The organism is Pseudomonas sp. TWR3-1-1, assembly GCF_049896545.1.
Taxonomy (GTDB): domain Bacteria; phylum Pseudomonadota; class Gammaproteobacteria; order Pseudomonadales; family Pseudomonadaceae; genus Aquipseudomonas; species Aquipseudomonas weihenstephanensis.
Genome location: NZ_JAFCUO010000012.1, coordinates 42,077 through 54,793, shown reverse-complemented (window position 1 = coordinate 54,793; position 12,717 = coordinate 42,077). Strand labels below are relative to the sequence as shown.

General features: G+C 53.2%; 11 protein-coding genes. 1 reads left to right on the top strand and 10 read right to left on the bottom strand.

Going from position 1 to position 12,717, the window contains the following annotated elements; genetic code table 11:
- Positions 1-400 precede the first annotated feature (400 nt).
- Positions 401-958, top strand: coding sequence for a hypothetical protein (locus ACP7A4_RS20885; RefSeq protein WP_426248121.1), 558 nt, complete (start codon positions 401-403; stop codon positions 956-958).
- Between the two features lie 9 nt (positions 959-967).
- On the opposite strand, the gene ACP7A4_RS20880 is transcribed toward ACP7A4_RS20885, so the two are convergent.
- The 10 genes from ACP7A4_RS20880 to ACP7A4_RS20835 form a co-directional block, all read right to left on the bottom strand.
- Positions 968-2,146 carry a hypothetical protein gene (locus ACP7A4_RS20880; RefSeq protein ID WP_426248119.1) on the bottom strand — a complete coding sequence of 393 codons (1,179 nt, stop codon included), beginning with the start codon at positions 2,144-2,146 and terminating at the stop codon, positions 968-970.
- The gene (locus tag ACP7A4_RS20875) at positions 2,106-3,248 is read right to left on the bottom strand and encodes a hypothetical protein (RefSeq protein ID WP_426248117.1); all 1,143 of its coding nucleotides are present in this window, start codon (positions 3,246-3,248) and stop codon (positions 2,106-2,108) included. Before ACP7A4_RS20875 ends, ACP7A4_RS20880 begins: the two co-directional genes overlap by 41 nt.
- Complete coding sequence (locus ACP7A4_RS20870) at positions 3,241-3,963, bottom strand: hypothetical protein (protein WP_426248116.1); 723 nt, start codon at positions 3,961-3,963, stop codon at positions 3,241-3,243. Before ACP7A4_RS20870 ends, ACP7A4_RS20875 begins: the two co-directional genes overlap by 8 nt.
- A gap of 409 nt (positions 3,964-4,372) precedes the next feature.
- On the bottom strand, positions 4,373-8,050 hold the full coding sequence (locus tag ACP7A4_RS20865) for a toxin VasX (protein WP_426248114.1): 3,678 nt from the start codon (positions 8,048-8,050) through the stop codon (positions 4,373-4,375).
- Complete coding sequence (locus ACP7A4_RS20860; protein ID WP_238938491.1) at positions 8,050-8,871, bottom strand: DUF4123 domain-containing protein; 822 nt, start codon at positions 8,869-8,871, stop codon at positions 8,050-8,052. Before ACP7A4_RS20860 ends, ACP7A4_RS20865 begins: the two co-directional genes overlap by 1 nt.
- A 137-nt stretch (positions 8,872-9,008) precedes the next feature.
- The gene (locus ACP7A4_RS20855; RefSeq protein ID WP_059762617.1) at positions 9,009-9,524 is read right to left on the bottom strand and encodes an Hcp family type VI secretion system effector; all 516 of its coding nucleotides are present in this window, start codon (positions 9,522-9,524) and stop codon (positions 9,009-9,011) included.
- Positions 9,525-9,956: 432 nt separating this feature from the next.
- On the bottom strand, positions 9,957-10,535 hold the full coding sequence (locus ACP7A4_RS20850; protein ID WP_048365966.1) for a TerD family protein: 579 nt from the start codon (positions 10,533-10,535) through the stop codon (positions 9,957-9,959).
- 39 nt (positions 10,536-10,574) lie between these two features.
- The gene (locus tag ACP7A4_RS20845; protein ID WP_048365965.1) at positions 10,575-11,150 is read right to left on the bottom strand and encodes a TerD family protein; all 576 of its coding nucleotides are present in this window, start codon (positions 11,148-11,150) and stop codon (positions 10,575-10,577) included.
- Between the two features lie 27 nt (positions 11,151-11,177).
- On the bottom strand, positions 11,178-12,224 hold the full coding sequence (locus tag ACP7A4_RS20840; RefSeq protein WP_048365964.1) for a TerC/Alx family metal homeostasis membrane protein: 1,047 nt from the start codon (positions 12,222-12,224) through the stop codon (positions 11,178-11,180).
- Between the two features lie 7 nt (positions 12,225-12,231).
- Entirely contained in the window at positions 12,232-12,681 is a 450-nt protein-coding gene (locus ACP7A4_RS20835; RefSeq protein WP_048365963.1) for a tellurite resistance TerB family protein, read from the bottom strand.
- Between the last annotated feature and the right edge of the window lie 36 nt (positions 12,682-12,717).

Below are 12,717 nucleotides of genomic sequence, written 5' to 3'. Positions count from 1 at the left end.
CGTGGGGTATTCCGGTTGGTATTCCAATCAAAACTAAAAAATAAATTTATCTTAAATAATCAATGCCATAGGATGCCAATTCAGATTACCCCGGCCCACCAACTCAACATCTAAAGACGTCCACGGACGTCTTTTTTTGTGCCTGAAATCCAGTGAAATCACAGGCTTGGGTATCGTTGGCTTGAATAGCGGAGTTTGAGTTGCAGCCTTAAACACTGGCTCGCCCGGCGTTATTTTCAAGATACATGTCCACTGCCGAGCCTCAACACACGCGAATTGCTACGGCTATTCAGCTTAAAATGATGGCTCAGCGACATCACTTGAGAGCCCCGTGGGTCGCTTTCTTAAACGGGTGGCCTTAAAGCTTACGTTCAGCCACATATCGCCGGGTACAACAGAAATGCAGCGCTTTGATTTACTAAACGACTTTGCCACGCTCTTCGCCTACAACTGGTATCGAGATTTCCCCATGGATGGGTACAACCGGGACATGGGCTCGTTGTCGGACTGGAATATCCATACCGGCATCACGGTGCGTCGTGTCGGGGACCTGCTCGGCTTTTTCACTCACTTTGAATCGTCCAATCGCACTGACGCAGTGGTGCGCGACGCACAGCGGTCGCCTATTTTGTTTGCCGAGTGGGAATGGATTGATCCGTCACGACAGCAGATCGGCGAACCCAAAAAACTGTCGGATGCAGCGCTGGCGCACAACCCGCAGTTCTGCTTTCTGTTTAGCTATGTACTGCAAGGCAGCATCGAGTGCGCGCATCAGTTCATTGCCGAAAACTGGAAAGCACAGGTGCCTTTGTTGGTGTCGCTGATTGAATACACCGGCATTACAAAAAGAACCTTTCACCAGATGTCGATGCATCAGTTGCACAACGGTCAATGGACCTTACTGCGTGAGCAGCCAGCATTGGCTTGGGCATTGCCAGGAACCCGTTGGCAGCTCTGATAATGGCGCCTATGTTTTAAAGGTTTTACGCTTGCCCGCTTCCGTCTTTTCACGGGCATAAACCTGTGCAAATACATCGGTAATCGACAGACGTGGGCAGCGCTTTTTCAGGGCTTTGCCGTTGGCGCTTAGGCGCAGTAATTCCGCACTGGGTTTGGCCCATTGATCGGGAGGTAGAGGCTCGGACCATTCGCGCATTACGGCTGGCAGCGCTCGGCGCCCTACCTTGGCGATGCGTTTTATCTCCCATTCGACCAAATGGTTGGGCAGCGTCCACAGGGTCATGACGTGGTAGAGATACCAGAAAAAACCGTGCACCCAGCCGACTTCCTGGTCGCGGATACGTTGATGCAAACGGGCGCGGGCATTGCGAAACGTGTGCACGCCCTCGTGGGGCGGGTCGTCTGGGCCTTGCAGGTCGACGGGATCTTGAACGTCCTTCAGGTCGTTTATTTCGTATTCCATGTAGCCACGAATCGCTTCCCAATGCGCTAGCGCCGCCGCGATGCCCGCGCATTCAAACTCCACACGAACCCATTCGCCTTCATGCTCAAACCCAAACCCCATACCGCATTGGCGAATCACGCCATATTGAGACGCACCCTGCGCTTGTACCACCCAGGCATATAGTGATTCCCAAGGCACAAAGATCGGCTCATCTGAACCTTCCGGTACGAAACAGGCTTCGCGTCGCTGCCGATTAAAGCGGGTGGGGATAACTTTGGTGAACAGGTTGTGGTGGTAGAGCCATACGGCGAAACATACGGCTGATGCAAACAACCACATTCCTATAGCGGGCACCCAAGCGGCGAAATAAAAACCTGAGACCGCGTCCCAAATATCCAGCGCGCTATAGCCCAATAGAGCAGCATAAATACCAATAAGCACTGGAAAAAAGAAGGCTATTAAACAAGAGCAACCAAACGGACCACCTAAAATAACTTGATATGAAAAAACACTTGGCTCTTCACCCCCAAAATCCAAGCATCGATCATTCATCTGGCTGATATAAGGACAAAAAGCAATCGCCTCTGTCGGCAATGGTAACGGCGCTAAATATGTGAGGCATCCTGACGGAAAAACTTCTTTATCACCCGCACGCTTTGGGATGGCTGGCCGAAACTCAGGCAGATTTTTCTGCGAAATTTTAGTCATGGCAATTAGGCTTACCCGTCTCTGCTTTTTCACGGGCATAAACCTGTGCAAATACATCGGTAATCGACAGACGTGGGGAGCGCTTTTTCAGGGCTTTGACGTTGGCGCTTAGGCGCATTAATTCAGCACTGGGTTTGGCCCATTGATCGGGAGGTAGAGGCTCGGACCATTCGCGCATTCCGGCTGGCAGCGCTCGGCGCCCTACCTTGGCGATGCGTTTTATCTCCCATTCGACCAAATGGTTGGGCAGCGTCCACAGGGTCATGACGTGGTAGAGATACCAGAAAAAACCGTGCACCCAGCCGACTTCCTTGTCGCGAATACGTTGATGCAAACGGGCGCGGGCATTGCGAAACGTGTGCACGCCCTCGTGGGGCGGGTCGTCTGGGCCTTGCAGGTCGATGGGATCTTGAACGTCCTTCAGGTCATTTATTTCGTATTCCATGTAGCCACGAATCGCTTCCCAATGAGCAACGGCTACAGAAGTGCTCGCACACTCAAATTCCACTGTGACCCACTCACCTTCATGCTCAAACCCAAACCCCATCCCGCATTGGCGAATCACGCCATATTGGGAGGCGCCTTGGGACTGTACTACCCAGGCATATAGTGATTCCCAGGGCACAAAGATCGGTTCATCTGAACCTTCCGGTACGAAACAGGCTTCGCGTCGCTGCCGATTAAAGCGGGTGGGGATAACTTTGGTGAACAGGTTGTGGTGGTAGAGCCAGACAGCAAAGAGAATACTTGAGCCAAATAACCATATATGGATTGCAGGCAACCTGGCTGCCATGAAAGCATCTAATGCAGCGTCTACTACTTGCTCTACTTCGAAACCTATAATAATAGCCATTAACGCCACGAACATTGGCAGTCCAACTCCCGTTAGACAGGCGCACGTCAGTGGTACCCCTATATTCATCTGGTAGGTGAAAACATTGGGCTCCCCACCACCAAAGTCCAAATACCGATCGCTCATTTGGCTGATAACAGGACAAAAAGCAACCGCTTCTGTCGGCAATGGTAACGGTGCTAAATATGTGAGGCATCCTGACGGAAAAACTTCTTTATCGCCCGCACGCTTTGGGATGGCTGGCCTAAACTCAGGCAGGTTTTTCTTCAAAGTTTCAGTCATGGTGGTTACGCTTACCCGTCTCTGCTTTTTCACGGGCATAAACCTGTGCAAATACATCGGTAATCGACAGACGTGGGCGGCGCTTTTTCAGGGCTTTGACGTTGGCGCTTAGGCGCAGCAGTTCAGCGCTAGGTTTGGCCCATTGATCGGGAGGTAGAGGTTCGGACCATTCGCGCATCACGGCTGGCAGCGCTCGACGCCCTACCTTGGCGATGCGTTTTATCTCCCATTCGACCAAATGGTTGGGCAGCGTCCACAGGGTCATGACGTGGTAGAGATACCAGAAAAAACCGTGCACCCAGCCGACTTCCTGGTCGCGGATACGTTGATGCAAACGGGCGCGGGCATTGCGAAACGTATGCACGCCCTCGTGGGGCGGGTCGTCTGGGCCTTGCAGGTCGACGGGATCTTGAACGTCCTTCAGGTCGTTTATTTCGTATTCCATGTAGCCACGAATCGCTTCCCAATGCGCTAGCGCCGCCGCGGTGCCCGCGCATTCAAACTCCACACGAACCCATTCGCCTTCATGCTCAAACCCAAACCCCATTCCGCATTGGCGAATCACGCCATATTGGGAGGCGCCTTGGGACTGTACTACCCAGGCATATAGTGATTCCCAAGGTACAAAGATCGGCTCATCTGAACCTTCCGGTACGAAACAGGCCTCGCGACGTTGACGGTTAAAACGGGTGGGAACGACTTTGATGAAGAGCATGTGGCAATGTAACCAAACGCAAAAGAATAGGCTGCATAAAAGTAGTCCAAACCAGAGTGCTGACTCCCATGCAGCCAAATAAATACCTACAAACATATTCCAAGCTTCATCACCGTAGCCAATCAAAACTGTCAACACACTCATCATTACCGGAAACCCCAATATTATCAGACATATAATCCCCACCGGCCCACCTAAGAACAGTTGATAGGCGAAGACTTTCGGCTCACTTGCGCCAAATTCTAAATAGGCGTCACCAATCCGGGTTATATGCGGGCTATACGGAATAGTTTGTGTGGGCAGAGGCAAGGGAGCTAAATAGGTAAGCTCTCCTGAGGGAAAGGGTTCTCTATCGCCCGCACACCGCTCTATCTTTAACTCTGGGCACGACGAGCCAGCCGCTGTATATTCAGTCATATATCGTTAACCCCAAAGCATCTACGTCAATTGTCAAAAGTGTTAACTGTGCACTGGATACGCATTGCTCAGTCGAGGGGAAACGTCCGACTCCTTGAGTATCGAACAGAATGTGATAAGACTGCACGTTCCACAGTCCCTCTTTATTCAGCGAATAAATTTCAAGACCGATTAATAATTCTTCACGAACCTGACCAATCATTAGTTCAGGACTTCTAAAACCGGTCAACTTAAGCACTAACTGTTCTGTGCCCCCCCGGATCAGCCCCGATTCAATCTGGTGACTCACATCACTAGAGACCTGACTGGTGGAGCTACGCTCATGAAAAATCGTAGTAATACGCTGAGCTCCGATCTTCAATCTTTGAGTCACGGTCCCGTAAAGATCGGCTTGAAAACCCGACAGCGTGAGATTTGGAAAAATCAAACAAACATCTCCCGGCTTAGGTTTTAACAGCATATTTTTCAAGAGCGAGTCATATCCTTCTTCTTTGACTTGGATAAATGGCGCGTATAACAACTTTTTCAAATATTGTTCAAAGCACAAAATACTAAAAACTTTGCGCTCTGCCACTTTTAGTCCCCAAGGAGTGCTTTGCAACCATTTATCGTGAGCACTGACGTTAAAGCGATTGTAAAACCAAGTACCTCCCAGCTCTAAAAATGTAAATAAAATCCCGGCTAAATTTATCCGAAAAAAAACTTTTGCAAGATGCCCCCCAGAGGATGCCCATACTGCAGCCCGAGCAGCACCTCTCTTCGCAATAATTACATCCACCCCTGAACGAAGAGTACTTGCGAGCCCATACCCATTGTTCAATGCCAGCCCTCCAGAACCTAGCACACTGAATAACGCAGCATTCTGAGCTGCGTAATTCCCCGCTCTAACGGCTTGCACCCAACCCTCATGATGATTATTCAAACTAACTAGAGCCGAATACAAACCTAAGCCATAACTTGCTAGACCCAACCCAACATGCAACTTACCCATTTGTACAATTAACGACTTACCTGCATGATTCTGCAGACTTTGAGCCAACACCAAACTTCGTGCATTTAGCGCGTTATCAAAAACGCCCTGAGCCGCAGCGAAGCCTACTGCCGCGGTCGTAGCCAGCGCATTTAACGCAGGCCCGAAAATACGTTTATCTGCTTCCTGCTTCAGGACCTCTTTGGCCAACTGCACCAGATTCACCGCTTGCGCCACAAACAATAACAAGGCCGCCCCATCCCCCAGTTTGCTCGTTGTTGTGGTGCTGCCAATACCCTTGCGAAAGTTCCTCATTAATCCCGCAACTTCCTGTCTGTGAGCCGCAGGAAAGATCACAGTCAACCCGGCACGTCCCGGGGTTGAGCCGTACAGCCGGCGGTGTTCGTCAGGCAATTCAGTAATCGGGCTGATGCCCGCCGCCAAGCGGCCCTCGTCCAACAGCAACAGTTGCTGCACACGTTCGATTTCCCCCAGCAACGCTTGGGCCTTGGGGTGGGTGTGGCCGTGAGTGCGCTTGATTCGGTTGCGTGCGCGTTTGAGTTCGGTCATTTCACTGCGGTTTTTCAGCACCTCCTGCAAACTCTCGCGCAGGCTGTTTTTTTCGGCCTCGGAGGCGATGCTGAAGGTCACGCCTTCTCGTTTGGCGGCGTCGAGAATGCGGGCGGGCAAGCTTTTAGGCAGATTGCGAAACAATTGGTCGAGGTCGGGCATGGTCTGCCCTTTGAATACGCCATCAAAATCGGCAAGTGTTTTTTCAAGGCCGCGATTGAGCGCAGGGGTCATGGTTTGTTGGGCGGCATCGGCCACTGCACGGGTGCTTTCTGGTAGCTGATCCAACGCGGGTAAGCGGCCATTCTCTATTTTGGCTAACGCGCCTTGATAGGCGCTCAGGTTGTTGAGCAACCCGACACCCGCCGCAGCTAAAAAGGCGTATTGCACCCACAGTGCAGTCTGTTCGCTATGGGGCAAGGTGTAGTACAGCGGACGGCTGAATTGAGGGTTTTGTTCTGTGTATTCATACAACCGGTGCGTGGCGTCGTCACTGCGGCAGATGTCTTTCAGGCAGCCGTATTCGAGCACAAACGCCATGCCGACTTGTGCGCTGTTGTGCGCATCGAAATACCAGGCGGCTTTGTGAAACGCTCCGCAGCAGACCCGCGCGACGCGGTCAGCCGTGATGCGATCCAGCAGGTTATTCCAGCGTTTAAGCCCGTGACGGTGGGCGAACAGGTCGCTGTCCATCGCCTCACGGTCAATCAATTCATTGACCCCGCGCTGGCCAAATTTGGCGCCATAAAGGATGTCGTCCATGCGACTGTCCTGCTTGAGCCCCAGGGCGATCAAGGCATCGAAGTGGGTGTCGACAAAGCCTTGCGGGGCCACGCGAAAATGCTCGCGGGTGTAATACCGTCGGTCAGCCTCGCCGATATTACGCCCCAAGGCGGTGTAGTCAGGTGTAGACCCCTGATACCGGACCATGTGCATGGCTTCGTCTTGCGCGGCCTTACGCAGGTCGACCAACTCAGGCGGCGTCGGGTTGCCCGCAGGCGGTGACATCAAGCCACCTTTATTGACGTATTGAAGAATCGCCGTGGACGTTATCCCGCGATCCGGCTCCGGCAGAAGCGCCAAATCAGCAAACAACGCCTTGATCGCCGGATCATCGCTCGCCTCGCCCAGCGCTGAGAGATCAGGCGCGTTGAGCTGACTCAGGGACTCGATATAACAGGCCAGCAAATAATCGCGCTCGTTGTCACCCTTGTTCTGCCCGCCGTTAGCCCAGCTTTCAATCCAGCCTACGGCCTCGTCCTGGTACTGGGCCAGTTCGCGCAGCACACCCAGCGTGTCATCCACCACCAGGTACAGCACGTCATGCCGATAGTGCGGGTCAATGCAGGCCGTGAGTGCCGTCATGGGCAGCTCAGTGAACCGTGCGGGCAATTCCCATAGATACGGCAAACGCTCGTATTCAGGCACCGCATCCACTGTCAGGGTGGGTAACGGCGTGCCCAGTTCCAGCTCCGGTTCTTGGTTGAGGCGCCGCTGCGCATTCTCGGCTTCGACATAAGCCTGTAGCTCGGCCTTTTCTTTGGCTACCTGCTCGGCCCTGATCCGCTCGCTGGCGACTTCTGCCAACCAATGCTCGGCCATGTCGGGGGTTAAGAGATGCGGCGCGCCGGTTTGGCAGTTTGCGCTGCTCACGTTCACCGCTTGCATGAAGTGCTGGCGCTCAGCCTTGCTGTCGAGTACTTGATGGCACTTTTTGGCGGTCCACTGTACTTCGCTGTAGGTGACGTGCAGTGCGCTGCGTTTAGAGACGATCAGCGTCGGCGATTTGATCGGCTCATCACGCACATCCCGGGTCACGCGCTTGCCCTGCCAGAGCATGGCGCTGAGCATGCCGTCGAGCAGCCGGAATTCGGTCAACGTGCCATTGCTTTCAATCACATACAACCAACCATCACGCAGCAGTCTGATGCCCAACGGGCGAGTCGTGAGGTTGTATGGCATCGCGATCTTCCCCGCAGGGTCCAGCGCGGGGTTATCCACCAATCCATAACAGAGCGGCACCAATTGCACGGTGTCTTTCATCAGTGGGCAGGCGCCCAAGCTGCTTCGGGCGTCATCCCGGCTTTTGTTGACGTTGTTCGGGTTTTCTGGAAAGAAAGCGTTTGGCATTACTCAGGCTCCCGCAGACTCAAGGCGCGGCATCGGGCGATATGGGCGGCTTTTTCTACCCTCTGCGAAGGCGTTTGGGGGGAGGCAGTGCTTAGGATCCGTTCAAGGTCGAGGTGGATCTGAAGGGCCTCTTCGCCCAAATAGCCGTGGATATTGGCGTAGCGGATGATGTCGAGTTCACTGTTAAAGCCACGCTCATACGCTTGAGTGGCCAGGCCCTGTAAATGAACCCAACGTTGTGCAGGTGTTGCTGCGCCTTGATACCCCGAGAAGTAGTGGCGCATGTGCGTATCGAGATCTTTCACCACGCCACGAAACTTCACATCGTCAAAGGCAAGCGCTTGCGCCGCATTCAACAGGTAAGGTGTTTGATGGCTCGGCTCCGGCGCCGAACCCGGGCGGTTGTGCGCATGCCAACGGCCCTGAATGCCATCAGCCATGAGGATTTGTCGACAAGGACCAAACAGCGTGGCGTCTTGCTCGCACGCTCTGTTGTTGAGTACGGCATGCATTACCGCCGGATCGGCCACCTTCAAAAACACATCTTGCCCGTGAGGCATACGCGCCACGGTCAACCAGCGCATGTGCTGGACCAACGTCTGCCACGTACCGTCGCACAGCAGCAAATAGCCCCACTCTTCATGGCTATGAGCCAAAAAATCTTGCAACACCGGATTTTGAATATCTGTGATTTTCAAAATGCGCGGCGATACGCTTTCCAGTCCTGCCATGTGGGGGGCGGTATATAAAGGTTCGAATATCCACGGATTCGTCCACTGCGCTAATTGATGGGGCAAGTTGAGCAGAGTTACAGCATCCATTAATAGGCCTGTGCAGCCCTGCGCAACAAGTTCAGAAGAGAGAGATTCAGAGAGCGAAGTTTCCATACTAAACACAGGATTACTCCTACAAAGTTATCGACCCGCGCACGGGCCGATAACGGTCACACACTGATTAATTACTTACTAGGGACGCGCCAGTCGTCCGAACCCGAAGTGCCGCTGATTTCATGGGTCCACGTAATTTTGCGGTAGGTAAAGTGCACGTCTTCAAGGTGCGTGAAATGTGAGTTGGAAGGGTCTTGGCAGTTGTGCATGTAGTCCTTGATTTCAACAATAATCGCGTCTTCAAGGGTGGTGGTGTAGTAGTGCTCCTGGGTACCGGCTGCTGAGGTTCTGTACCACTTGATCTCAATGCTGGTCATGCGCTCACCCGACGTCAGAGCGGCCAACAGCAGGGGCGACGCCTTATCGAACACTTTGGTAATGCACACGGGCCTATGGATGCGCTGCCCGGTTGGCTGGCCGGACTGCGGATCACGCGGAATGATCACTTGATGGCTGAACCCCTGAACCATAACTTGATCTTCATGCCCTTCCTGGTACGTATTTCCCACTGAGTCTGCTGTAAATGCACCCGCTGTGATCAATCCTTGTTTCTCGCCGGTGACGGACATATACGCTGGCGTAGCCATAACACTCTCCTTGAAAACACTATGAGTAACCCGCAAGACAAATGTACTTGCAGTCCCCGTTATATAACCAAGAGTTGTGCCAACACTAAGCCGAGGCGTTTAAACCGGGGCTTTGGCGAAACCGACAATAAAAACAAACACTAAAAAGTCTGATTTCCAGCTGATAGTGAGCAACTTGTTGCGCAACGCGCTGCCAATAATTGCGCAATTAACCACAGGCCTTTTTTTTAAAGGGATGGCGAGTTTAAAACCAAGCACATTACATTTTTCACTGTGTAAAAGTTGCGCAATCGCTCACATCAACGTATCTGCTGCGGACATGAGTATTTTTAAAGCGTTCTAGACGGGATACGCCAGCAATACGTGTGGCCTGTAGCTCAAAAAAAAGGCCCGCTGCGGTTACGCAGCGGGCCTTTTGATTAACGCTGGGGATTAGCCCAGATTAACGCCGTAGCTCGCAGCCAATGGCGCCAGGCCACCCGCAAAACCCGAACCGATTGCCTTGAACTTCCACTCGCCATTGTGGTTGTACAGCTCACCAAAAATCATCGCGGTTTCAGTCGAGGCGTCTTCGCTCAGGTCGTAGCGCGCGATTTCCTTGCCATCCGCTTTGTTCAGAACGCGAATGAAGGCATTTGAAACCTGGCCAAAGCTCTGCTTGCGTGCATCAGCGTCGTGAATGGTCACTGCAAAAACCAGTTTCTTGGTTTCTGGAGCAAAGCCCGCCAGGTTGACGTTGACCTGCTCATCATCGCCTTCGCCTGCGCCGGAGCGGTTGTCGCCCTGGTGCACCACGTTGCCGTCTGGCGAAGTTTTGTTGTTGTAGAACACAAAGCTGCCGTCGTTCAGCACTTTGCCGTTCTCGCCCACGATGAACACCGAGGCGTCCAGGTCGAATTCCTGGCCATCGGTCACGCGTGGATCCCAACCCAGACCTACAACTACGTCGGTCAGGCCCGGCGCTTCTTTGGTCAGGGAAACGTTGCCGCCTTTACTCAGACTTACTGCCATGTTCGTGAACCCTTATATAAAAAGTTGATGGGGTGACGATTAAAATTTCAGGCCGTAGCTTTCAGCCAGCGGCTTGAGACCGCCTGCAAAGCCCTGGCCGACCGCGCGGAACTTCCACTCGGCGCCGTTGCGGTACAGCTCGGCAAAGATCATGGCCGTTTCGGTGCTGGCGTCTTCAGCCAAGTCATAACGAGCGACTTCACTGTTGTTGTCCTGATTCACAATGCGGATAAACGCATTGCGCACCTGACCGAAGTTTTGCTTACGCGCGTCAGCTTCGTGAATGGTGACCGTGAACGCGATGCGATCAATATCAGCAGGGACCTTGGACAGGTCGACCTTGATTGCCTCGTCGTCGCCGTCACCTTCACCGGTACGGTTGTCGCCGGTGTGCTCTACCGAGCCATCAACGCTTTTGAGCTGGTTGTAAAAAATGAAATCGGAGTCAGCGCGAACTTTACCGTCAGCCTTGAGCAGGAAAGCACTCGCATCCAGGTCGAAATCCTGACCATCGGTGGAGCGAGCATCCCAGCCCAGACCCACGAGGACTTTGGTCATCCCGGGGGCTTCTTTGGACAAAGACAGGTTGCCGCCTTTGGAGAGGGAAAGTGCCATGAGTAATTCTCCTTAATAAATATGCGATCAAGCGTTCGTGTCGTTTTTGACGTCAGATTGCTCTTCATCTTTACCGGGAAAGATGATGCTGGCCACGATACCTATGGCCAATACCACCAACACAACGATCAAGCTGGTGTTCGGATCAATGCTGATGCCGTGGCCAAACAGGTGATCGGTTGCGTTCAGGGCCAGCTTGCCGGCGATAAAGAACAACAGTGCGATAACCGATTTTTCCAAGTGAACCAGGTAGCGTTTCAGGGCCTCAAGCACGAAGTACATGGTACGCAGGCCCAGAATCGCGAACATCATCGCCGAGTACACGATCAATGGCTCACGGCTCACGGCAATCACTGCCGGGACGGAGTCGAATGCGAACAGAATGTCCGACACCTCAACCACCACCACACACAAAAACAGCGGTGTCGCGAACAGAGCGCCCTTACCGACCAGGGTCATTCCCTTGTTCTGCGGCTTCGTGATCTCTTTTTCAAGCTCTGTGCGCGAAACAAAGAAATTATGCCCGTGCAGCTTCGGCCATACCGGGAACAGCTTTTTCGCAAAACGGTAGGCAATGTGCTGGGAGTAGTCCTCTTCTTCGTCCTCTTCCTTGCTGCGCAGCATCATGATCGCCGTCCAGGCAACAACGACCGCGAACAGCACTTCGACCCATGGGCCAAACGCCAGCAGACCAGTACCGATCGCTACGAAGATCAGACGGAACACGATGGCGCCGATGATGCCCCAGTACAAAACACGGTGACGCAAGGCGTCAGGGATTTTGAACCAGGCAAAGATCGCCATGAACACGAACAGGTTGTCGACGCTGAGGACTTTTTCCAGCGCGTAACCGGTCACAAACAGGCTGGCCACGCTTGGGCCGTGGGCGTAATACAGGTAGCCCGCAAAGGCGAGGGAGATCAGCACCCAAAACACTGACCAAACGGCAGCGTTGGTCAGCGAGACCGGTTTATCGCTTTTGTGGGTGAACAGATCGATTGCCAGAGCAATGACCGCCAGTGCCACAAATACAGCGATGGTAGTTGGCGGAAAGCCAATTGCCGTGTTTTCCATGATGTCCTCAGAGATCAAAATCGCCAGGGTTCAGCCCCAGCTCATTGCAGATGGTGCGGCAAGCAGCCCGCTCACTTTCATCGAAGTTGCCGTCTGCACTGCCGATGGCGCAGCACACGCGCACCAGCAGACGGGCGGCATCTTCTTTTTTACGCAATTGACCAATCGACTTCAGTGCCTCGGCACGTCCGATCTGTTGGTCAAACTCAAACTTTTCGCACACGGCGTTGAATGACTTGATCACGTCTTTAACGTCGAACGCTTTCAGCTCGTTGGAGTTCTGGATAAAACCGACCATCTTTTGCTTTTCATCGCTGCTGATGGTGCCATCAGCGGCGGCCACCAGAGCGCACCCGGAAACGACTGCTTCCATGAATTCACGGTTCTTGAACTTGCTGACTTCCGCCGAGAGCTTGTCACGGGCGGCAGTTGCATTGGTTTTCAGCCATTCGAGCATTGGAGTCACCTTGTCAGAGATTGAAGGAGCGCCGCC